This is a genomic window from Acinetobacter sp. ANC 7912 (assembly GCF_039862785.1).
Lineage (GTDB): Bacteria > Pseudomonadota > Gammaproteobacteria > Pseudomonadales > Moraxellaceae > Acinetobacter > Acinetobacter thermotolerans.
Window position 1 is genome coordinate 1,943,548 of record NZ_CP156795.1, and the last position, 21,943, is coordinate 1,965,490.

General features: G+C 43.3%; 20 protein-coding genes. 8 read left to right on the forward strand and 12 right to left on the reverse strand.

What is annotated here, in order from left to right; genetic code table 11:
• Positions 1–456: a DUF441 domain-containing protein gene (locus tag ABEF84_RS09610; protein WP_347452860.1), complete on the forward strand. Its 456-nt coding sequence runs from the start codon at positions 1–3 to the stop codon at positions 454–456.
• A gap of 312 nt (positions 457–768) precedes the next feature.
• Here ABEF84_RS09610 and ABEF84_RS09615 read toward each other — a convergent pair whose 3' ends face one another.
• The 5 genes from ABEF84_RS09615 to hrpA form a co-directional block, all read right to left on the reverse strand.
• Positions 769–2,484 (reverse strand): AAA family ATPase, encoded by a 1,716-nt coding sequence (locus ABEF84_RS09615; protein ID WP_034586983.1) that lies wholly within the window; start codon positions 2,482–2,484, stop codon positions 769–771.
• Positions 2,485–2,537: 53 nt separating this feature from the next.
• Positions 2,538–4,583, reverse strand: a complete 2,046-nt coding sequence (locus ABEF84_RS09620) for a hypothetical protein (protein ID WP_034586980.1) — start codon at positions 4,581–4,583, stop codon at positions 2,538–2,540.
• 158 nt (positions 4,584–4,741) lie between these two features.
• Complete coding sequence (locus ABEF84_RS09625; RefSeq protein ID WP_034586979.1) at positions 4,742–5,512, reverse strand: lysophospholipid acyltransferase family protein; 771 nt, start codon at positions 5,510–5,512, stop codon at positions 4,742–4,744.
• 15 nt (positions 5,513–5,527) lie between these two features.
• Positions 5,528–6,643 (reverse strand): beta-ketoacyl-ACP synthase III, encoded by a 1,116-nt coding sequence (locus tag ABEF84_RS09630; RefSeq protein ID WP_034586977.1) that lies wholly within the window; start codon positions 6,641–6,643, stop codon positions 5,528–5,530.
• Positions 6,644–6,673: 30 nt separating this feature from the next.
• Positions 6,674–10,495, reverse strand: a complete 3,822-nt coding sequence (hrpA, locus tag ABEF84_RS09635) for an ATP-dependent RNA helicase HrpA (RefSeq protein WP_347454969.1) — start codon at positions 10,493–10,495, stop codon at positions 6,674–6,676.
• A 638-nt stretch (positions 10,496–11,133) separates the two neighbouring features.
• Between hrpA and ahpC the strand changes: the two genes are divergently transcribed.
• Entirely contained in the window at positions 11,134–11,697 is a 564-nt protein-coding gene (ahpC, locus tag ABEF84_RS09640) for an alkyl hydroperoxide reductase subunit C (protein ID WP_034586972.1), read from the forward strand.
• A 78-nt stretch (positions 11,698–11,775) separates the two neighbouring features.
• Here the strand turns inward: ahpC and ABEF84_RS09645 are convergent, their stop codons facing one another.
• Positions 11,776–12,867 carry a putative zinc-binding peptidase gene (locus ABEF84_RS09645; RefSeq protein ID WP_347452862.1) on the reverse strand — a complete coding sequence of 364 codons (1,092 nt, stop codon included), beginning with the start codon at positions 12,865–12,867 and terminating at the stop codon, positions 11,776–11,778.
• Between the two features lie 309 nt (positions 12,868–13,176).
• Here ABEF84_RS09645 and ABEF84_RS09650 point away from each other — a divergent pair, with 309 nt between their 5' ends.
• Complete coding sequence (locus ABEF84_RS09650) at positions 13,177–13,383, forward strand: KTSC domain-containing protein (protein WP_034586966.1); 207 nt, start codon at positions 13,177–13,179, stop codon at positions 13,381–13,383.
• A gap of 309 nt (positions 13,384–13,692) precedes the next feature.
• Here the strand turns inward: ABEF84_RS09650 and ABEF84_RS09655 are convergent, their stop codons facing one another.
• Positions 13,693–13,911 (reverse strand): DUF1653 domain-containing protein, encoded by a 219-nt coding sequence (locus ABEF84_RS09655; RefSeq protein WP_034586964.1) that lies wholly within the window; start codon positions 13,909–13,911, stop codon positions 13,693–13,695.
• Positions 13,912–14,144: 233 nt separating this feature from the next.
• Between ABEF84_RS09655 and ahpF the strand changes: the two genes are divergently transcribed.
• The 3 genes from ahpF (at position 14,145) to ABEF84_RS09670 (ending at position 16,676) form a co-directional block, all read left to right on the forward strand.
• A complete protein-coding gene (gene ahpF, locus ABEF84_RS09660) occupies positions 14,145–15,710 on the forward strand; it encodes an alkyl hydroperoxide reductase subunit F (protein ID WP_347473670.1) in 1,566 nt (521 codons plus the stop codon).
• 300 nt (positions 15,711–16,010) lie between these two features.
• Positions 16,011–16,262: a hypothetical protein gene (locus ABEF84_RS09665; RefSeq protein WP_034582910.1), complete on the forward strand. Its 252-nt coding sequence runs from the start codon at positions 16,011–16,013 to the stop codon at positions 16,260–16,262.
• A gap of 219 nt (positions 16,263–16,481) precedes the next feature.
• The gene (locus tag ABEF84_RS09670; RefSeq protein WP_034582912.1) at positions 16,482–16,676 is read left to right on the forward strand and encodes a hypothetical protein; all 195 of its coding nucleotides are present in this window, start codon (positions 16,482–16,484) and stop codon (positions 16,674–16,676) included.
• Here ABEF84_RS09670 and ABEF84_RS09675 read toward each other — a convergent pair.
• Both ABEF84_RS09675 and ABEF84_RS09680 read right to left on the reverse strand, forming a co-directional pair.
• The gene (locus ABEF84_RS09675; RefSeq protein WP_034582915.1) at positions 16,673–17,311 is read right to left on the reverse strand and encodes a LysE family transporter; all 639 of its coding nucleotides are present in this window, start codon (positions 17,309–17,311) and stop codon (positions 16,673–16,675) included. The two genes, ABEF84_RS09670 and ABEF84_RS09675, sit on opposite strands and share 4 nt — an antisense overlap.
• Positions 17,312–17,439: 128 nt before the next feature.
• Entirely contained in the window at positions 17,440–18,006 is a 567-nt protein-coding gene (locus ABEF84_RS09680; RefSeq protein WP_034582917.1) for an FxsA family protein, read from the reverse strand.
• A gap of 123 nt (positions 18,007–18,129) precedes the next feature.
• On the opposite strand from ABEF84_RS09680, the gene ruvC reads away from it, so the two are divergent.
• The gene (ruvC, locus tag ABEF84_RS09685; RefSeq protein ID WP_034582920.1) at positions 18,130–18,672 is read left to right on the forward strand and encodes a crossover junction endodeoxyribonuclease RuvC; all 543 of its coding nucleotides are present in this window, start codon (positions 18,130–18,132) and stop codon (positions 18,670–18,672) included.
• Here ruvC and ABEF84_RS09690 read toward each other — a convergent pair whose 3' ends face one another.
• Genes ABEF84_RS09690 through ABEF84_RS09700 form a run of 3 tightly spaced genes read right to left on the reverse strand, consistent with a single transcriptional unit; the run spans position 18,673 to position 20,784 of the window.
• The gene (locus ABEF84_RS09690) at positions 18,673–19,026 is read right to left on the reverse strand and encodes a hypothetical protein (RefSeq protein WP_227504115.1); all 354 of its coding nucleotides are present in this window, start codon (positions 19,024–19,026) and stop codon (positions 18,673–18,675) included.
• Positions 19,027–19,040: 14 nt separating this feature from the next.
• Positions 19,041–19,316: an acylphosphatase gene (locus tag ABEF84_RS09695; RefSeq protein WP_375730986.1), complete on the reverse strand. Its 276-nt coding sequence runs from the start codon at positions 19,314–19,316 to the stop codon at positions 19,041–19,043.
• 10 nt (positions 19,317–19,326) lie between these two features.
• Entirely contained in the window at positions 19,327–20,784 is a 1,458-nt protein-coding gene (locus ABEF84_RS09700) for a bifunctional ADP-dependent NAD(P)H-hydrate dehydratase/NAD(P)H-hydrate epimerase (RefSeq protein ID WP_034582923.1), read from the reverse strand.
• 23 nt (positions 20,785–20,807) lie between these two features.
• Between ABEF84_RS09700 and queG the strand changes: the two genes are divergently transcribed.
• On the forward strand, positions 20,808–21,902 hold the full coding sequence (queG, locus tag ABEF84_RS09705) for a tRNA epoxyqueuosine(34) reductase QueG (protein ID WP_034582925.1): 1,095 nt from the start codon (positions 20,808–20,810) through the stop codon (positions 21,900–21,902).
• The last annotated feature ends 41 nt before the right edge of the window (positions 21,903–21,943 follow it).

Sequence of the window (21,943 nt, forward strand, 5' to 3'; positions counted from 1 at the left end):
ATGTCTCAATTTGATCTGAATTTAGTCGTTCTTCTGATTTTGCTGGCCTGTGGTATTTTTAGTCATAACACCGCGGTCACGATTGCAGCAGCGGTTTTACTGGTTTTAAAAATCACGCCGTTGCATGAAACGCTACTGCCTTATGTACAGGCGCATGGTTTAAATATCGGGGTAATCATTCTGACCATTGGCGTTTTGGCACCGATTGCCAGTGGCAAAATTTCTGGTGACGGTATCCTGAAATCATTTTTAAGCTGGAAATCTTTACTCGCCATCGCTGTAGGTATTTTTGTCGCTTGGCTTGGTGGACGCGGTGTCAAATTGATGACCAATCAACCGAATGTGGTGGCTGGCTTGCTGATTGGAACGGTGGCTGGCGTAGCTTTCGTGCGTGGAGTGCCGGTTGGACCATTAATTGCGGCGGGGATTTTATCGTTATTGATTAGTACGCAATAGATTCCTCCAACCTCATAGATTCAATCCCTTTATAATTAAACCTCATAGAACTTAAAAAGCTTATACGATTCAAATAATCATTAAATCACACGACATGCGACAAGGAGGTCGCACATTGATCTGCGGCACAGGGATGTGCCGTCAGATCAATAAAGGGCTTTTGTTACTTTTGGCCCGTCAAAAGTAAGGTGGTTATAACTCATCACATATTCGAATCATTACTTACTTATGAGTAGATAATTGTAATCACCCTTTAAGCTATGAATGAATACATCGTGTTCGCAGAAGTTTTTTTACATCAAATTCCTATTCTTACTCAACAAATAATAAAGCCAGACGCACCTGATCATAGCCCATCCGCGGACTGGTCAATTCCACAATTGGACGCAACTTGATAGAACCATCCTCATTAAAATGATCAACATCCTGACGCTTAGTCAGACGTTTATAAATCTTGCGCACCTGCTCCACCACTTCTTCACCCGGGTGGGCGACAGAAATATCCAGCCCCTGCTCTTTTTGCAGACGACCAAGGTGATTGATAATCGTCGCTGGGGTCAGGCCACGTTCAGTCGCGATATCCTGAATGTCATAACCTTCCTCAAATAAAGCTCGGGTTTCATCTAGTGTTGCAGCCGCATAATTCTGTTTACCACCATTTTTTGCCAGCTTTTTCTCGTTACGCTGAATTTCAGTTTCATTCAATGTACCACCACAATGACGGATAAAAGCTTTATGCTGTACAGTCAGATCAATATTTTCGAAGTGAATTTCAGCTTCTTCTGATAGTTCCTGAAAACGTCGGTCTGCTTTGATCGCCAGACTATCCAGTTCTAGGGCCTGTTCATTAAAGCCTTTTAGTCTTAAACCGTCTAAAGATTTTAGACGGGATAGTGCGACATAACCCTGGCCTTTTTCAAAGGTATGGCTCAGGTCAATTTCTGCAGCTTCCAGAGTCATGCCCTGAGATTTATGGATAGTAATTGCCCAGGCCAGACGTAGTGGAATCTGCTGGAAGCTGGCAATCACTTTACCGGCTTCATTTTCTACAGACCAGGTTTCTGGCTCGACCAGTAGCGTTGTACCATCAGTCAGCTTGACCTTAGGCAGCACTCCAAACTCATCATCATCTTCAAAACCCACTACCTCGCCGAGACTGCCATTGATATAGCCCAAGTCAAAGTTGTTTTTTACAAACATGACTTTGGCATGTTTTTTCAGACTCAGGGTTTCTGGTGCTCGTACGGAAGATTTCAGGGTTTCAATCAGTTTTTCATTTCCATCACAGCGCGCATCAAACTGACGTGGCTCATTGTCAATTTCATTCAAATGACGGAAGTTAATGCTGTCCACATCCATATTGTGAGTATATAGACGTGTATAAGTCTCGCCAATATTCTGGTTGCGGGTTGACTGTAAGGCTGCACGATGTTCCGGGCCAATCGCCTGTGCACGAATCGCATTCAGAATATCGTTGAGATAGTCATTACCCTGACGGTGCTGTTCAGTTAGATAACAGACGCGAAATTTCGCTTCGACCCAGGCTTCGGACATAAAACAGAACTTGTCGCGGTTACGCTCCTCATTTTTACCGACTGGTGGCAACTGAAAGAAATCTCCTGCCACAATCACTTGAATCCCGCCAAAGGCTTCTTCAGATTCTTTAAAATATTTGAGGACCTGATTGACTAGATTCAGCTGCTTGGCATGCAGCATTGAAATCTCGTCAATAATCAGAACCTGTGCATTTTCCAGATGTTCCTTCAAATACTTGCGCTCTTTCATGCGCTTTAAGTCTTCTTCAGAAAGAAAATCCTTGATGCCAATGCCAGCCCAGGTGTGAATGGTCATGCCATTCATATGTGTCGCTGCAATACCGGTGGAAGCCGTAATCGCCACCGATACCTTACGCGCTTTGAGGTAATTAATATATTGATTCAGGGTATAGGTTTTCCCTGCACCAGCCGAGCCTGTCAGAAATACATTTTCGCCCGCTTTAAGTAACTTGAGTGCAGTTTCCTGTTTCATATGACCTATACCGTGAAAGAACGGCTATAGCCTAACGACTTTTCCAGCAAAAGTTAAGCATTCACATCCAAATCTGTTTCCCGACACGACGTAGCCAGTCGTTGATTCAACCAGTCAGTAAATTCTTTAGCGATGTGGATATATTGCGGTTCAGCTTTTTGGTTATTTGGGTATTCCAGCTGATCAAAAATGAGTTGCCTATCCTGCACATTACAGCCGAGCAATAATGGAACAGACAGGCTCCCATAACTAACATAAAAAGCCACATATTCCCCTTCGATAATACGCTTCGCATAGCTAGCAGCCAAACAGTTTCGAAAACTCCTAGTCTGCTCAATGATCTGGTCGATGGTCTTAAGCTCCTGGAATGTCCAGTCCCGATAATAAATACAAGGCTCAGTCGTTAAACTTTTCCAGTCACGCAAAGCAAAATCTTTTTTTAATCGCTCAATGATTTCCTGCTTCTGAATCTGGGTATGCCAAGCCACTGCCTGATTAAATAATCCTTTCCAAGTCAGGTTCTTTGAAATATGAGTGTGCTGAATAAGATATTCCGCCAGATAATCTCGCACATAGCTGTCAAAAACTGATTCACGGATATTACCATCCTGTAAATAGAACAGCTGCCGAAACTCGCTTAACTTAATCCGGTGACGTTGTAATTCTGCATAGAAATCACGATCCTGCTGGTTTGAAGGATGAATATATTGCTGTACAGTTTCTGGTAAATGTATGGTGATTTTATGTAGATGCTGCAGATACGCCTGCATTACCCGACTTAAGCCTAGATAAACTTTCTTGATGCTCTGATCATCCATATTCACTACATCCCGCATCAAGCCCATCCATTCATCCAGATACAAAATTGAGGGACTAATCGCAATGCGGTGATCATTAACCGACTGACGTGTACCTTTTAACACCACGGACTGGTTCTGCGGATGCTGAAACCATTTGTGTTCAATCGCATATTGATAAACACTATGAATAAACAGTCGTGCCGAAACATACTGAAAGTATTGTAGAGTCGCCAGAATCACCTGTGGGTGCACTTGATGGGTATCCAAAAAACTGATCGCGGTCACAGCAACCCGCACACTACTATGCTGGATATTCATGCTGATCCAGTCCAGCACTTCGGCTGATTGACGGAATAACCAGTTCACCACACGGCTGCAATCAAATAGCGGTAATTTAGCAACTTTTTTCTGCCATAGCTGGTTGTTGCGTTCCAGAAAATGTTTTTTGCTGAGCAGGTCATCTCGCCTCCACATTTCCCGGTTCATCAGACGTGCGAAACCTAACAGATGAGGATGCTCCTGCGCATGTCGAAACAGTAACTCAATATCATGCACATGCTCATTCAGCTCATGCAGATTAAAACGTTCTTCAAAAGATAGGCTGATGATACAGTAAATTGCTGGATGCAGAAATTGCGGTGCACTAAAGCAGAATTCATCCAGGCTATGCATCAAACTCTGGATTGGTAAGAAATCCGATGGCACTAGATATTCCAACGTAAAGATTTTCTGGATCAGTTGTAAAAGTTGCTGTGGTAATTCCCGGCCAGACAACACGTATTGCTGCAGATAGGGTGTGGTATAAGTACTTGTCTCTATCATCACCTGATCAATCAGTTCAGCTTCGGCAAGTGAAATCTGCTTAAGAAACTCAGCAACTCGTTCTGGGCCATTGACCCAGCTATAGACCTGTTCAATAAACAATTTACGCAACTTTTGAGCTTTATCTCTTAAAAAAGGGGAATGTTGCGGTTTTTGATCACCGGTCAGGAAATAGATATCTTGCAGGAAAAATTCTTCCAGATTTTCAGATTTGACCTGCTGATTATGAAAATGCGGTTCAGCCAGTAATTTTGCGCTGCCCTCCTGAATCTGTTGTGGTGTATTGAATTGAATATGAAACAGAGCATTCGCCAGTACAATTCGATGCTGCTCACGATCCAGCTTAAACATGTTTTGAGCATTGACATGCTTCACCAGAGCCAACTGGTCTTGGTAAAACTCATACAGCAACGGAGAAATACGAAGCAGCTGTGTAGCCAGCTGTTGATACTGCGGTACTAAACGGTCCTGTTCCATACACGTACCTAAAAGAATGGATGACATCATTTAATCATATTCGTACTACGCAACACAGACCAATTAAGAAAATTGGAACTCACTGCAAATCACAAAACTCCAGCAAGCAGTAAAACAGTTCACAATTAATATGACTTTATTTTTTATTTAAGTCAGTTCTAAGACTTATGCTGATTCAGATCAGCTGCCCGAATCTCTTTTAAGTTATCGAGTGCATGATAGATCTGTTGCTGAATCTGCTCGCGAAAAAGTACCAAATCCTGCTGGTTTTGAATTTCAGGAATCACCTGACGAGGCTGAAACTGAAAATAGAAAGGAACCCGTTTAGGAAACGGATTTTTAGGTAAGGATGGAATGACATCCCCTTTACGTAGTAGCTTGTTCAATGCAGGGACTTTAAGAATTTTCTGGAAGTATTTGTTTTCTACAATATGACGCGCATCAAAACCGATCTCAAAAATTTCGTCACCGCCAAGCGCGGCAAAAGGCACGATATCGTAACCAAATTCTTGTGCCAGTTTTAAAAAGCCATAGCGTTCTTTCCAGATCAGCTGGTATTGCTCGCCTTCGCGTTTCAGCACTTCGCGACCACCACCGGGAAAGACTAAAATCGAATACCCTTGTCGCATGACTTCACGTACATATTCACGTATGCCATCAATTGCGCCAAACTTTTTAAAAATCTCTCGCCACAGCGGAATATAAAAATGGCTGTGATCGGCAATACTGACCACAGCCACTTTGTGTTCGTTGTAGAGGTAATCAATAACCAGTGGAGAATCGAATACTCCATAGATCGAATGATTACCCACATACATTGCAGGTCGCGAAGCATCGATATGCTCAGCACCGAGAAAAGTCGGTGTGAAATACAGCTTGGCTAAACTGCTTAAGCGTTTAATCCAAGCTGCATCATGCTTGACCTGCAAGATATAAATTCCTACTTAGGCCACAACGTGCTTTTTCACAAGGATTGAGCCTACAGAGTAGCCCGCACCGAATGAACACAATACGCCATATTCGCCATCATTCACTTCATGTGCAGTGCGGTGCAATGCAATGATCACACCTGCAGATGAAGTATTTGCGAATTCGTCCAGAATCAACGGAACCAGTTCTGACTTCGCGTGTTCTTTGCCCACGATCAGTTTTAGGATCAGCTCATTCATGTTCACGTTGGCTTGGTGCAACCAGAAACGTTTGACATTGGTTGGATCAATATTGTTCTTTTCCAGTTGCTTAGTGATCATCTTGGCAACAAGAGGACAAACTTCTTTGAACACTTTACGACCGTCCTGACGGAAACGGTTGTTGTCGATGTCTGCATCCACTTCGCTCATGTTCAGGTAACCGAAGTTATTACGGATATTGTTGGAGAACTGGGTGAACAGCTCAATATCTTCAACTTCGAAACCAGTTTTAGTTTCAGTATCTTCAATGATTGATGCAGTCGCAACATCACCAAAGATAAAGTGACAATCGCGTGAACGGAAATCAGTATGACCAGAAGTAATCTCTACGTTAACCAGCAAGACACGACGCGCGCCTGATTTGATCGCATCAGCAGCTTGTTTGATCCCGAAAGTTGCTGCAGAACATGCTACGTTCATGTCATAAGCATAACCTTGAATACCCAAAGCAGTCTGGATTTCAATCGCAACTGCCGGATAAGCACGTTGGATGTTCGAACATGACAGAATCACCACATCGATGTCTTCTGCAGTTACGCCTGCATTCTCCATCGCCTGTTTAGCTGCAGCCACGCCCCACTCTGCCTGAATAGACAGTTCGTCGTTAGAACGTTCATGCAATAAAGGACGAAGACGTTTTGGATCCAGAATACCGCTTTTTTCAGCTACATAACGGCGTTTGATGCCTGAAGCTTTTTCAATAAATTCTGCACTAGAACCACGCAATGCTTCAATTTCGCCCGCAGCGATCTTTTCCGCATTGACCTGGTTAAACTGTTCCACATAAGCATTTAAACTTTCAACTAACTCTTCATTGGTAATAGAATGTTCAGGATGGAACAGACCAGTACCTGTAATGCGGATGCCCATGTAAAACTCCTTTTAGAAATTACTCATATCTTAACTGATTCCAAGACGATCCCATACTTTTTGTAGGCGATTCGGAGAAACAGGCGCTTTAGTTTTCATCGGTTGTGAAAATAAAGAGATCCGTAATTCCTCGACCATGAAATACAGTTCTTTCAGGCGAGCGTCATTTTTAAATTTGAACAATTTTTCCATCCAAGGGTCGATTTGATCAATGGCAGAATCATCCCTTTGCAGATTATTTGGCAAACGGTCAAGTCGCAAAAGCAGCGCTTTTAGGTAGCGCGGAAATTCGATCCAGACGTCCGTCGGCTTGCTATAAACAAAGTCGGCCAAATTCATCAAATCGAGCTGATCCTCAATATCATCAATATTCTTACCAAAGACAGAATCGTCTAAAACCAAGAGTTTCCGGCGAATTTCCTGCCACTGGGTATAAATATCAGTGATATCTTTCAGCGCAGTCTGACCATGAGTTAAGAAAGATTTTTTTACATCTTCAACTAACTTTTGGAACTCTTGCGCATTGACAGGCAGCTCATTTATGGACAACTGTAGTGTGGCATAAACTAACATTTGTTCCAACTTCGCTTTGTCGCCAAGTGGTGAATAAGCCAAAGCCAACGGTTTGGAAATCTGTTTTTTCAGTTGACGCACCAGATCACCGAGCTGCATATGCACCAGTCGGATCACCCCGGCACGGTGCTGACGAATCGCTTCAACCTGATCGTTAAAGGTCTGGATCACCACACCGGATTCATCTTTTTGCTCTAATGCAGCGAAGTCTTTGGTCGGTACCAGTGCCTGATACTGCTTCACGACAACGCCTGTCACTTTTTGCGAAGCTTCAAAGACAAAGTTTTCAGGAAAAGTCGTATGTTCACCTTTAAGTTGTTTTACCGGACTATGGGTTTCCGTACGGCAACGGGCCTTCTGTTCATCCAGATCACGACCCTGTTCGATCACACGACCTTTCTCGTCAATTACCTTAATTAAAGGCAACAAATACTGCTCGACCCGCTCAAAAGAGAAGTCTTTTTCTGTGATCTGTTCACCACGCAACTGGAATGCCAGGAAACTAAAAATATGTTGTTGCAGATGTGTTGCATCAATGCGTGACAGCAACTTATGCACAGTATCCGGAATCGGTACCAGATTACGGCGTTTATCTTTCGGCAAGGCTTTTAACAAGGCTTCGATTAGCTCTTCACGCCAGCCCGGAATGCCCCAAGACCAGATATTTTCATCCACCTGTGGCAAAGCTTGCACCGGAATGCGAACCGTTGCACCATCTTCATCATGGCTTGGATCAAAACGATAGCTCACTGCCAGACGTAACTCGCCATTCCGCAGATAGTCCGGGAACTGCTGCGTTGTCGGACGGTCATTCATCCACAGTGCATCATCATCCACAAACAGATAACGTGGATTTTGCGGTTCAACCGTCGCGCGCCAGTCTTCAAAGCTACGGCGACTCGCTACCTCTGGCGGCACTTTAGAGGCATAGAACTGATAAATGGTTTCTTCATCCACGACCAGATCCCGACGGCGCAGTTTGTCTTCGACCCGTTCTACTTCCTCAAGCTTTAACAAGTTATGCTTTAGAAATGGCGGCATGATGCCTAGGTTACCGGTGGTCAGTGCATCGCGCAGGAAGATTTCATGCGCTGCAACCTGATCCACTTTTTCATAATTCACCTGACGTTTTGGCTCAATGATCAGGCCAAACAAGGAAATCTGGTCATAGGCATTTACCACACCTGCTTTTTTCGACCAGTGCGGTTCAAAATAATGATGTTTGACCAGATCACGCGCCGCCAGCAAAATCCATTCCGGTTCGATCTTTGCCAAAGTCCGCAGATAAACTTGTGAGGTTTCCACCATCTCGAAAGCCATTACCCACGGGGTATTGGTTTTGTGCAAAGTAGATGCTGGGAATACACGTGCTTTCTGCTGACGCACCGCCATAAACACGTTACGCTCATCAGTCTTGTTAGCAATAAACGATAATAGTCCGGTCAATAAGGCACGGTGCAAGTTTTCATAGCTAGCTTTCTTTTCATTAAAGGACAGCTTTAAGCCTTTAGCTAAATCAACCAGCTGTTCATGGGTTTTCTTCCACTCACGCAAACGCAACCAGCTGAGGAAGTGATTACGCGCAAAAGTACGGCGCTTGTTCTCACTCATGTTTTCGCGATTGTCGTGCAGCGTTTCCCACAACTTGATATAGAACAGGAAGTCTGAATCTGCTTCACGGAACAAGGCATGTTTCTGATCTGCCTGCATCTGTTTGTCAGCTGGGCGTTCACGCGGGTCCTGTACCGCCAACGCTGCGACAATGACTAGCGCTTCATTTAAGGCACCAAAATGCGCACCCCCAAGAATCATCCGTGCCAGACGCGGATCGATCGGCATTTTTGCCATCTGATAACCAATCTTGGTTAGTTCATTTTTCTTCTCGGATAAAGCACCTAGTTCAATCAGCAGCTTACGACCATCATTCACCAGTCGGTGATCTGGTGGCTCAATAAAATCGAACTCTTCTAATGAACCCAATTTCAGGCTCTGCATCTGCAGAATCACGGATGCCAGGTTGGTCCGCTTGATTTCCGGTTCGGTAAACTCTGGACGGCTTAAAAAATCTTCTTCTGAATAGAGTCGAATACACACACCCGGTGCAATACGGCCACAACGTCCTTTACGCTGGTTCGCTGCTGCCTGGGAAATGGCTTCGATTGGCAAACGCTGTACGCGGGAACGGTAGCTATAACGTGAAATACGGGCAAAACCACTATCAATCACATAACGGATATTCGGTACAGTCAGGGCGGTTTCTGCCACGTTGGTGGCAATAATGATACGTCGCCCACCACCCGATGGATTGAAAATTTTCTGCTGTTCTGCCAATGCCAGACGTGCATACAGTGGCAAGACTTCAGTGTGTCGTGGGCCATGCTTGATCAGGGTTTCCTGTAGTTCACGAATTTCCTGTTCGGTACTGGCGAAAATCAGGATATCGGCATGTTCCAGATGACCTTTCTCTTGTGCATCCTGAAGACATTCTTCTACAGCTGCAACAACAGCACGTGGCAGGTTTTCTTCGAAATCATCAAACTCGTCGTCATCACTGCCACCAATGGTCATTTCGGAAATTGGACGGTAACGCACTTCCACAGGATAGCTACGCCCTTCCACTTCGAAAATTGGGGCACCATTAAAGTAGTTACTAAAACGGTTTACATCCAGCGTTGCTGAGGTGATGATGACTTTCAGATCTTTACGGCGTGGCAGTAACTGCTTCAGATAGCCCATGATGAAGTCGATGTTCAGCGAACGTTCATGTGCCTCATCGATAATGATGGTGTCGTATTTGGTTAGGAATCGGTCATTGGCCAGTTCTGCCAACAGAATACCATCCGTCATCAAACGGACAATCGAATCCTGTGAGCCCTGTTCATTAAAACGGACTTTAAAGGAAATTGATTCACCGAGTTTTTCACCCACTTCTTCGGCAATACGCTGCGATACGCTCCGCGCTGCCAAACGACGCGGCTGGGTATGACCAATCAGACCGGTTAATCCACGACCTGCCAGCATGGCAATTTGAGGGAGCTGAGTCGTTTTACCAGAACCGGTTTCACCCGCAACAATAATGACCTGATGTTTCTGGATCGCTTCAATCAGCTTATCGGCATACTGGGTAACCGGCAAGTCCTGGTTTAGCTTGATATTGGGAATGCGCTCGACACGTTCCAGCACTTTAAGATGGGATTTTTCAAATAATTCCTGATACTGCTTTTCGTTGGCATCTTTACCTTTTCGTAAACGATTTAAACGGTGAAGGTCTCGTGCCATCACCAGATTTTCGACATTTAAATCTCTCGCAGCCAAGTCAGCGTCCTATCCCAATTCCAAAACACAATATTCTACTCACTTTCATGCATTTTCCCAACGAACTTATCTCAGTAGTTCTGCGGTATTTCAGTCAGCATAAATGAAGTGAACTCAGTTAATGGGGCTATTTATACAGATCACAAGTTTTTCCATATCTTTCCCATTTTCCGAATTAAACGTTGATAAGCATCTTTTCTTAGTTTTATGCACGATCATATAAAATGCTTAGGCTATTTTTAATATTTACCTTTAGAAACAGTTTGCTCTAAAAATAAGCATCACATCCTTTAATTCAAAAAATCCAAACCATTCATTTCAATAAATTTATTTAAATTTTTTTTGATTTTTTTAAGTTTTGCCCTTGAATTTTATCCTTTAAAGCTGCATGTTCTTAAGCGGGTTGATGACTGGACATTTTTGTCATCCAGACAGCGTGTTGCTGTGCGAATGAACATAACGATGACATGGGTAAATTGGCGGTTTTATTACATAATTCGGTTTTTCCGATTTTTGTAATGTAAAAATACCATTTTAGCTAAGGCCCAAAGTTCGATACTCTTACTGAAAATTAAAGACTAACCTCAATCATGGAGACAATGATGAGCTTGATTAATACTGAAGTTAAACCTTTCAAAGCACAAGCATTCCAAAACGGCAAATTCATCGAAGTTACTGAAGCTGACCTTAAAGGCAAATGGTCTGTAGTATTCTTCTATCCAGCTGACTTCACTTTCGTTTGCCCAACTGAACTAGGTGACCTTGCTGACAACTACGAAGAATTCAAAAAACTTGGTGTTGAAATTTACTCAGTTTCTACTGACACTCACTTCACTCACAAAGCTTGGCACGATTCTTCTGAAGAAATCAAAAAAATCCAATACGTAATGGTTGGCGATCCTACTTGGACTCTTGCTAAAAACTTCGAAGTGCTAATCGAAGCTGACGGCCTTGCAGATCGTGGTACTTTCGTTATCGATCCAGAAGGTAAAATCCAAATCATCGAAATCAACGCTGGCGGTATTGGCCGTGACGCTCAAGAACTGCTTCGCAAAGTTAAAGCAGCTCAATACGTACACGCTCACCCAGGCGAAGTTTGCCCAGCTAAATGGAAAGAAGGCGACGCAACTCTTGCTCCTTCAATCGACCTAGTTGGTAAAATCTAATCTGTATTAGATTGAACTGATTAAAAAAACCACGCCTTGGCGTGGTTTTTTTATTGCACGAATTTTTAAAGGGAATATTTAAGCAACCTTTCGCTGTGCACTGGCAGTTTTCTGAATGACATCATGAATGAATTTCAGTTTCTGCTGTACCACCGGATTAATCAGGAAAGGATAAAAGTCCTCCTGCCCCATGCTCCGATTCAGGCTATTCATAGCAAAGGCTACCGGTAACCAGGCCTGATAGATTTCATCAAAATCGTAGCTGTAATACGGGTTAATCGGTTGAGACAAGACCATCAACTGGTCATTCTGCTCATCTACCACATGCGGGCGAATTTGAATCCCGAAAGAATCAGCAGTCTCTAACACATCCACAATATGCAGGTAATGCGCCCAGGTTTCCGCCCAGTCTTCCCATGGATGCATAGTGGCATAAGTACTGATATAGCGCTCTGTCCAGTCAAACGGTGGACCTTGATGATAGTGCCGATCTAAGGCTTCTTGATAATCCATGCGCTCATCGCCAAACAGCTCCCGGCACGGTTCCAGAAACTCTGTGTTATCCACCAGCACATCCCAGTAATAATGCCCGATTTCATGACGAAAATGTCCTAATAAAGTCCGGTAAACTTCCTCCATATTTTTGCGTTCCATTGCGCATTCTACGTCATCTGCTTCAGCAATGTTTAGGGTAATCACACCATTGTCATGCCCTGTCATTACCTTGGGTTCATCCGGACTGTTGGGATTGGCTTTAAAGTCAAAAGCCAAACCAGATTCTGGATTGTCCAGACGCGACTGAATCGGTAATTTCCAGCGCAGTAATGAATACACTAAACGATGCTTAGCCAGTTCAATTTTGTGCCAGCGCTGGCGATACTGTGGTTCGTTTAGATTTGGAATAATACGGTTTAAGCGACAGGCCAGACAAAAATCGTGCGGATCTTCTTCTGGGATGACCCAGTTACAAACTCCATATTGCGCATTAGAACAAAGTCGATAGTTGGCTTGAGTATCTGATTCAATATAAAGAGTACCTTCCTGATTGGGTTCCAATGCCACCATCTGCATGTTCGAACTGTCAAACCCCAGGACATGATTGCAGGCCATACATAAATTATTATCAAAATAAACAGGTTGACGACAGTGGGAGCATTTAAATAATTGCATGATGCTAAAACTCGATTTGGTTTTTATTTTGCCTTCATCTTAGAGCAGATTTTTTCAACAACCTTAAAGTTTTTGTAGTGTTTTCTTTCATTCCGTATCCGGAATGAGCATATTTTTTGCTTGTGTAATTGATGCTAGTAGGTAGATGATAGAAAGAAAACACTTTCGCCATTTTCTGTCTGAAATTAGTAGAAAAATATAAGGAGAAATTACAAAACAACGCTATAGAAATTAGTATTCGCGATTTAAGTTCAAGACATAGACCGATAAGAATTAAACCTAAATCCTCAATTTTATTGGAGGTGTAGTATGGCTCTACTTTTAACGGTAATTTCCTGGAAATATAATGCTTCTAGCCGACACCTGAAAATTTTTTATAACAACGGATTGGCCGAGCTTTATCACCCTGTACCTGAATATATTTATGACAATCTGCTCAGGCGCGATGACAAGGCCGCGTTTATCAAAAAATACCTGGAATATGATTTAAATTTCACCCGAATTTACAGTGCTTAATTGTAACCTTATTGATAACTCAGCAATAACAGCCCGGCACCCATATTCACGGTTGAAGCAATAAACCGTCAATCAGCATCGACTAGCGCCTTAAATCCGATGACTTGATCGGCATGCGACTATACATTTCCTACCACCAGCAAACTGCCCTGCTGCTTGAGCAATTGCAGCAGGTCTTTCCAATAGATTCTGGTTCACTATTACGATAATGCAATAAATGCTCACTCATCAAACGTGCATAAAGTTCATACAATGTATATAAAGATCTCAAGCTTGATCGATGATGATCTTCTTTCTACCTTTGGATGTTTATTCTGGAATGACCAGTTTAAAACGCTCCAGCTCGCGGTCATCATCTAAAGTAATGGTTTCAGTAAACATACTGAGTGGACGCACCCAAATCGAATAATCACCATATAGGCATTGATAAACCACCAGTTTTTCTTCAGTTTCACTGTGGGTCGCGACATGTAAAACTTGATAAAGTTTACCCTTGTAATGTTGATAAATACCGCGCTGAAGTTGCATCGTTATACTCTTTCATTTTGGAAATGATCATCTTAACTAAAAATTGGCTTTAAACCAGAACAACACTTGAAATTTCCATTATTACCCCGATATAACACTGAAATTAATGATGAAATTTTCATTTTATCTGAAAATTCGATTGAATAAATAAAAACTACCTGTTTTACCTATTCAACCATTTCGCTTAATATGACTTCATCGAATGAATAATTACTCCTTTGGAGACGTTAGCAATGTTAGATCAAAATACAACAGCTCAACTTAAAACCCTTTTGGAACGCCTTGAAGGTCCAATCGAACTGGTTGCCACTCTGGACGCTTCTGACAAATCAGCCAAAATTAAAGAACTGGTAGAAGAAATCGCTGTGCTTTCACCACAAGTGACTGCACGTTTCGACGGTCAAAACAAACGTGCACCAAGCTTCGGTGTGGCAAAAGCTGGTGAACAGCCTCGTGTGTTCTTTGCAGGCTTGCCAATGGGTCACGAGTTCACATCTTTGATTCTGGCATTGCTACAAACTTCTGGTTATGCACCGAAAGTTTCTGATGAAGTTTTACAGTCTATTAAAGACCTGAATATCAAATCAGATTTTGATGTGTTTGTTTCTTTAAGCTGCCATAACTGTCCAGATGTGGTTCAGGCTTTGAATCTGATTGCGATTTACAACCCTGGCACAACTACGACCATGATCGATGGTGCTTTCTTCCAGGAAGAAGTGGAAGAACGCAAAATTATGGCAGTACCAATGGTATTCCAGGACGGTGAACACATCGGCCAAGGTCGTATGACTTTAGAAGAAATCATTGCCAAACTGGACACTAACTCTGCAGCCAAAGAAGCTGAAAAACTCAATGCTAAAGATGCATTTGATGTGCTTGTCATCGGTGGTGGCCCTGCAGGTAACACTGCAGCGATCTACGCAGCACGTAAAGGTATTAACACTGGCATCGTAGCTGAACGCATGGGCGGTCAGGTGATGGATACCATGGACATTGAGAACTTCACTTCAGTTCAAAAAACTCAAGGTCCAAAGTTTGCCGCTGAAATGGAGTCACATGTCCGTTCATACGGTGTGGATATCATGAACCTGCAACGTGTCTCTGACATCAAAGGTGCAGATGAAACTGCCAATGGTCTGGTTGAAGTCACTCTGGAAAATGGTGCAAAACTGGAATCTAAAACTGTAATTCTTTCAACTGGTGCCCGCTGGAGAGAGATGAACGTTCCGGGTGAAGCAGAATACCGTACCCGTGGTGTTGCGTATTGTCCACACTGTGATGGTCCATTGTTCAAAGGTAAACGTGTTGCAGTCATCGGTGGGGGTAACTCTGGTGTTGAAGCTGCGATTGACCTTGCTGGTATTGTTGAGCATGTGACTCTGGTTGAGTTTGATACCAAACTGCGTGCGGACCAAGTACTGCAAGACAAATTGAACAGCTTGCCGAACACCACCGTGATCAAAAATGCCCTGTCTACAGAAGTGATTGGTGATGGTTCACAAGTAACTGGCTTGAAATACAAAGACCGCGCAACTGATGAAGAGCACACCATTGAATTGGCGGGTATCTTTGTACAAATCGGTTTGTTACCTAACACTGATTTCTTAAAAGAAACTAAAGTTGAGTTAACCAACCGTGGTGAGATCGTGATTAACGAACGCAACGAAACCAATGTGAAAGGTGTATTTGCTGCAGGTGACTGTACCACTGTTCCATACAAACAGATCATCATCGCGACTGGTGAAGGTGCCAAAGCATCACTGTCTGCATTCGATTACATCATCCGCTCTGGTCAATAAGTCCAGATTGACACAAAAAGCCTGCTTCTGCAGGCTTTTTGCTTTTTAATCAGGTGATATATCAATAGATCATCTCCCCTTAAGTCATCCAATTCATAGACATCAACTCTCAAATCTTTAATTCAAACTAAGCTAAAGATCATTTTTCTTTTCTAATTGCGTTGTCGGCAATCTCTTACACCGCCCGCCTCAATCAAGACTATCGAATACAAACAATCCCTCACATAATATAAACAAACATCAAGGACATGATGTTTAAAAATAAAAACGATAAGAAAAAGATAATAAGGAGAAGATACAGTGCATTACCAATATCATTGTGCATGTTGCAATCGAACCGTTTCATCCACTGAAACTTCTTGCCCAGATTGTGGTTCGCATAGCATTCGCAGTCCGTATGGCTTCTGGATGTTCTGCCTGATCACCTGTCTGGCAGCGGCAATTGTAGTTAAGGTTGTGCCAGTCTATGTACAGACACATACCCAAGAAGTACCAGCTAAAGATACGATTTTCAGTGCTCTGCAACTTGAAACAAAACAAAAATCATCCTGATCATAATTCATCCTAACAATCACGTATAACGACAATTATTCTTCTAACGGTTAATTCTTCTCGGCGGCCTGATCTTTCTAGATCAGGCCTGAAAAACTGTTCGCATGTTGTCTGAGATATTTTTTTAAACTGTGCTTCTATATCATTCAACAGCAATCATCCCAATTGCATTACAATAAAACCAGTGTTGTATAGAATAGAAGCATAGAAAAGATTGATATGGTTCAACTGATTCGTAAAGGTGGTTTAAGAGAGCGTGCTAACCGCAGTCGTAGCTATCAAGGTTCAGAAAATACTGAAACTACGCTTAAACCGAACCGCTATAGTTCCAGTCAAAAACTGGCCGAAAAAAAAGAGGAAACTGCTGTTTCCCCTCTTGCTAATGATCAGGCTCAGTCTGATCAAAATTCTTAATTCATGAGGATTAAGGCATCATACCAAAGCCAGATCGCAAAGATCAGAAACAGTACCCCTGAAATCAGATCAATATAGCTACCGGCACGCTGATACAGCACTTTAATTTTAGGCTGGGAAATCAACAACATCAGCAATGCGAAAGTGATAAAAGTCTGTAGTGGAATAATCACTGCTAATTGGGATTTCAAATAATCCGAAGCAGAAGAACTTAGGGCTAATGAGAATACGCTACTGAAATAAATCAAGGTCTTGGGATTAGACAGATTGGTGAACAAACCCAACATAAAATAGCTTTTTGGCTCATTCACCACCAAAGAATCATCAGTCGTCACATTGCGCTGCTTGAATGCCTGCAATCCACCTTTTAGCATTCCCCAGCCCATTTTTGCCAGGAAAGCTCCCCCCACCAGCATGAGCACCTGTTGTATCCATGCAAACTGGTCAATCAATACGGTAAAACCAGCCAGCGTCAGGACGACCCAGACCACAATCCCGACCGATATCCCGGCAATGATTTTTAGTGCATTGGCACGTGAAGTTGATGCTGCACTACGAGCAATCAGGAGAACGTCCGGTCCCGGACTGAGTTGGGCAATAAAATGCAGACCGCAAATGGTTAAAAGCAAAGACATCTTTCTCCTTTCAGTGATCACTGAGACTGCAGCATTATAACTTTTGTTTAATTTTTCGTAGTAGTTTTATCTTGATTTAGGCACATAAAAAAGCCGGATCAGTTAATCCGGCTTAATATGATCAAATTTTATTTTTGATTCACGTCTTTCATTTCAATTTTTTTCGCATCTGGGGTTACTTCACGTGCCTCACCATCAATAATGGTTGAATCGCCACGACCGCCCTGCTGGTTCTGCATGTCTTGCATCTGGCGCATCATTTCTGCAAATGGGTTTTGACCTTGTGCTCCGCCCATATCGCCCATCATGCCACCCATCATTTTTTCCATCATGGCTTGCTGGCGTTTCATCATGACTTTCATCATTGCCGCTTTAAATGCCTGCTGTACCGGTGGAATCAGCATGAGTACAGCCAGCACATCTGTGATCAGACCTGGAATCAGCAGGAAGAAACCCGCCAGGATTTTAGGCAGATTGTTGGTCATGGCTGGATCAGCACTCATCTGCCCCATTTGCATCTGTTGCATTTGCGGCATCATACCCGCCGAGTATTTACGGATCAGGTTCATCCCGATAAAGAAGGCAGCCACAAACCAGAAAAATACGTACCACATGCTCCCGACGAGGTCACCCACGCCGATCCACACAAATACTTCCAGGATCAAGCCAACCAGGATAAAAAGAAATAATTTCATGAAAATTAATCTAATCTCTATTAAAAAATTAAGGGCGCTGTAATCAACCGCTTCATCAGGATCAAGCTTTTTTGATACGCTTATGTAACAATAAGGGCATTATTTTATTTTTAAAGTGCAGGCATGTCATTAATTATTGGGATTGACCCAGGTTCACGTCTTACGGGGTACGGTATCATTCAAAAAGAAGGTTCAAAACTGACTTTCGTCGATGCAGGTACGATCCGGACGGAAACTGCGGAAATGCCCGAACGATTAAAACGAATATTTGCTGGGGTTGAACGAATTGTAAAGTTCTATGGCCCAACGGAAGCGGCGGTAGAACAAGTATTTATGGCACAAAACCCGGACTCAGCACTAAAACTGGGTCAAGCTCGTGGTGCTGCCATTGCAGCACTAGTTAATTTAGATCTGCAAGTAGCGGAATATACGGCACGGCAAATCAAGCAGTCTGTAGTGGGCTACGGTGCAGCAGAAAAAGAACAGGTGCAGATGATGGTGATGCGAATTCTAAACCTGACCATCAAACCGCAACAGGATGCTGCCGATGCACTGGCTGCAGCCATCTGCCATGCCCATGCTTCTGGCAGCATGAACAAAATGGCCGTGTTAAATGCCCTAGGCGGTATGGCTCGTGGACGTAGTCGTGCCAGCAGAAGACGTTAATTATAGATACTTACCGAAATCTCGTTTCATTTCAGATATAGTAGGAAATGTTGGATAATTTGCAATTAGCATACGACCGGATTTTTTTATTTGTTTAGATTGCTGAGGATATATCCGAATAAATACTATTTCTTCCGGTTCATTTCGATGATTGATTTCACAAATCATAAAAGCTTCATTTTTATGGATAACTTTATATGCTGGGAAAGCTTTCTGAACTTTCTGTAAAAAATTTCTGGAAGGATTCTGTCTATGGGCTTTATTTGAATTAATATTATTTCTTTTTCCCTTAAATAAAACATAAAGTAATATCAAAACTATCAGTAATAAAACAAACATTACTTGCTCAGACATACATTGATCCTTTTTTATTTTACGATTTTAAAATCATCAATTATTTGAGGCGTAGCTATTTCAACAGATTCTATATTTTCTACATTTGCAAGTGAAGGTTCTTTCCAGCTACGCTGAATTATCATTTGAATTTTATCTTTTTCCCCGACAACCACAGCTTCGACTTGTCCAGTGGGCAAATTCCGTACATAGCCATTTAGGCCTAATTCTAGTGCTTGAGCTTCAAACCAGTTTCGATAACCGACTTTTTGTACTTTTCCAGAAATCGTCAGTTTTACTGCCTGCATCATTATTCGACCCTTAAAGATTCACTACTTTATATATTGCCTGTTTCATATCTTGCGCCTGTAAACCACGCTGACCCGATTTCGCCAGCTCATCTCCAGCCAGGGCATGCAAGGTCACGATTTCATGTAAATGAAGATTTTCATGAAATTGGGCTTTCAGACTGGCAATCATTCCAGCAAGTACGTCCCCCATACCACCCGTGCCCATCCCCGGATTTCCAGCGGTACAGATATAGAGCTGATCTTCCAGAATCAGGCTACCTGAACCTTTAAGTACCCACTGCCCCTGATACTTCTGCTGCAAGGCATGAATTGCTGCAATGCGATCCACTTCAACCTCTTTAGCTCTACTTTCGAGTAAAGTCGCTGCTTCGCCCGGATGCGGGGTGCAATAAGTTTGGTCATTTAAAGATTGTGGTTGTTTAGCCAGGAACCAGAGTGCATCGGCATCTAAAACAATTTCTAGATCAGACTGTTGAATAGCGCTAAACCAGAACTGATAATGCTGCTCTGCCCACAAATCACGGCCCAAACCCATTCCGAAACAAACTGCATCGACCTGTTGCAGCAAGTCGTCTCGCTGACCTTCATCTAAAGCATTAATATCCCGCAGCATGATATTCGGCGCACGGGATAGAATCGACATATGGTGTTTGGCATCACAAGCAACGGTCACCTTACCAGCTCCCGCAGCAAAAGCTGCTTCCGCCGCCATAATCACCGCACCGCCCATATCGGCATGCCCGCCAATCACTAGCACATGCCCGTAACTTCCTTTATGCCCAAAAGCCAGACGTTTCGGTAAATGGATATCGGTATTGGATAATTGAGCAACCGATTTTAGCTCTGCATCGGTTGGAATAGCAGTGATACATTCCACCTGCCCTGCAAACTCCTGGCCCTGTCCAGTAAATAATCCCGCCTTCAGGCCAAGTGCGGTATAGGTACAGTCGGCTTGCACAGCGACCGGCAGCGGTTGTCCAGTATTGGCATTTAAACCGCTTGGAATATCGATTGCGATTTTCAGACCTGTTTGAATATTGATGCGTTGAATAATCTGTTGCCATTCTTCATTCAGCTCACGGTTCAAGCCTATACCAAACAGTGCATCAATATAAACATCATATTCAGACTGAAAATCAAAATGCGGATAGACTTTTATACCAGCATCCATGGCTTCCTGACTGGCTAAAGCCAGATCCTGAGAAGTGCCTTTTTCTGCGGCATAAATCTCCACCTGAAATCCAGCCTGTCGCAGATATTTTCCAACCAGATACCCATCTCCGGCATTATTGCCCTGTCCACAACAGACTGCGACCTTTTGAACGTTCTCTTGAACAAATAAAGGAATCAGGCGTTGTGCAATGCCCCAGGCCACCTGCTGCATCAAGCCATAGGAACTATTTTGCCGGGCAAACCAGCGCTGCTCCCATGCTTGAATATCTCTGCTATGGTAAACTTGTCGCTGCATTTTTTATTCCCTGTTCCCGGTTTATGACTACACCCGATTCTCCCGCACAAATTCAGGTTTTTCAAGAAGATCCAGAAGCTCTAAAAGCATGGATCAAGGTACAGGCGCTAGAATTGGGTTTTTCTGATTGTGTCATTGCCCGGCCGGATGCTCAAGTAGAATTGCCCCGTCTACAGAAATATCTGGAGCGCGGTTATCACGGCGAGATGAAGTTTTTGGAAGAGAATCTGGAAAAACGTGCTGATCCTACTTTATTGATTCCAGCTACCAAATCAGTAATCTGTGTACGTATGGATTATCTGGTCGAGAGACCTGAGCCGAGAATGGTGCCTGATACACCAAACTCCGCGATTATTGCCCGCTATGCCCGTGGACGCGACTATCACAAAACCATGCGTGGCCGATTGAAAATACTGGCAGCTAAAATCAGGGAAAAAGTCGGAGAATTTGAATCGCGTCCTTTTGCTGATTCTGCGCCAGTTTTTGAAAAATCGCTGGCGGAAAATGCTGGTATGGGCTGGACCGGTAAGCACACCCTACTGATTCATAAAAAATCTGGTTCCTTCTTTGTTCTGGGGGAGCTGTTTACTTCACTAGACCTACCTTTTGATGAACCAGCATCGAAACACTGTGGTTCCTGTACAGCCTGTATTGATATCTGCCCGACCCAGGCGATTGTTGAACCCTATCTACTGGATGCGCGGCGCTGTATTGCTTATTTGACTATCGAATACAAAGGCATCATTCCTGAAGAATTACGCAGAGGTATCGGCAACCGTGTCTTTGGTTGTGATGACTGTCAGCTGATCTGCCCATGGAACAGTTTTGCCAAGACCACCACCATTGCCGATTTCCATCCACGACATGGCCTGGATCAGGTCAGTTTGCTGGAGTTATGGCAATGGGATGAAGCCACTTTTCTGGCCTCTACAGAAGGCAGTCCGCTACGGCGTACTGGTTATCAGAGCTTTATGCGCAATATCGCTATTGGCCTGGGTAATGCGCCATTTAACCCGGCTATTGTCCAAGCCTTGCAGGATAGCCGTGTACAACATGATGAGATTGTACAGGTGCATATCGATTGGGCGATTCAAGAACAACTGGCAAAATCCCGCTAATTTTCATCTTTACCTGATGTCACAGATTCCCTTAAAAGCCT

What these genes read in the sequence shown, in the direction of transcription:
- ABEF84_RS09630 (WP_034586977.1), bottom strand. Translation starts at nt 6,643, where the DNA reads ATGGGCATCCGCATTACAGGTACTGGTCTGTTCCATCCTGAACATTCT.
- ABEF84_RS09655 (WP_034586964.1), bottom strand. Translation starts at nt 13,911, where the DNA reads ATGCAACTTCAGCGCGGTATTTATCAACATTACAAGGGTAAACTTTAT.
- ahpC (WP_034586972.1), top strand. Translation starts at nt 11,134, where the DNA reads ATGAGCTTGATTAATACTGAAGTTAAACCTTTCAAAGCACAAGCATTC.
- ABEF84_RS09645 (WP_347452862.1), bottom strand. Translation starts at nt 12,867, where the DNA reads ATGCAATTATTTAAATGCTCCCACTGTCGTCAACCTGTTTATTTTGAT.
- hrpA (WP_347454969.1), bottom strand. Translation starts at nt 10,495, where the DNA reads ATGGCACGAGACCTTCACCGTTTAAATCGTTTACGAAAAGGTAAAGAT.
- ABEF84_RS09620 (WP_034586980.1), bottom strand. Translation starts at nt 4,583, where the DNA reads ATGGAACAGGACCGTTTAGTACCGCAGTATCAACAGCTGGCTACACAG.
- ABEF84_RS09650 (WP_034586966.1), top strand. Translation starts at nt 13,177, where the DNA reads ATGGCTCTACTTTTAACGGTAATTTCCTGGAAATATAATGCTTCTAGC.
- ABEF84_RS09695 (WP_375730986.1), bottom strand. Translation starts at nt 19,316, where the DNA reads ATGATGCAGGCAGTAAAACTGACGATTTCTGGAAAAGTACAAAAAGTC.
- ABEF84_RS09680 (WP_034582917.1), bottom strand. Translation starts at nt 18,006, where the DNA reads ATGAAATTATTTCTTTTTATCCTGGTTGGCTTGATCCTGGAAGTATTT.
- ruvC (WP_034582920.1), top strand. Translation starts at nt 18,130, where the DNA reads ATGTCATTAATTATTGGGATTGACCCAGGTTCACGTCTTACGGGGTAC.
- ABEF84_RS09615 (WP_034586983.1), bottom strand. Translation starts at nt 2,484, where the DNA reads ATGAAACAGGAAACTGCACTCAAGTTACTTAAAGCGGGCGAAAATGTA.
- ahpF (WP_347473670.1), top strand. Translation starts at nt 14,145, where the DNA reads ATGTTAGATCAAAATACAACAGCTCAACTTAAAACCCTTTTGGAACGC.
- ABEF84_RS09675 (WP_034582915.1), bottom strand. Translation starts at nt 17,311, where the DNA reads ATGTCTTTGCTTTTAACCATTTGCGGTCTGCATTTTATTGCCCAACTC.
- ABEF84_RS09690 (WP_227504115.1), bottom strand. Translation starts at nt 19,026, where the DNA reads ATGTCTGAGCAAGTAATGTTTGTTTTATTACTGATAGTTTTGATATTA.
- queG (WP_034582925.1), top strand. Translation starts at nt 20,808, where the DNA reads ATGACTACACCCGATTCTCCCGCACAAATTCAGGTTTTTCAAGAAGAT.
- ABEF84_RS09670 (WP_034582912.1), top strand. Translation starts at nt 16,482, where the DNA reads ATGGTTCAACTGATTCGTAAAGGTGGTTTAAGAGAGCGTGCTAACCGC.
- ABEF84_RS09610 (WP_347452860.1), top strand. Translation starts at nt 1, where the DNA reads ATGTCTCAATTTGATCTGAATTTAGTCGTTCTTCTGATTTTGCTGGCC.
- ABEF84_RS09700 (WP_034582923.1), bottom strand. Translation starts at nt 20,784, where the DNA reads ATGCAGCGACAAGTTTACCATAGCAGAGATATTCAAGCATGGGAGCAG.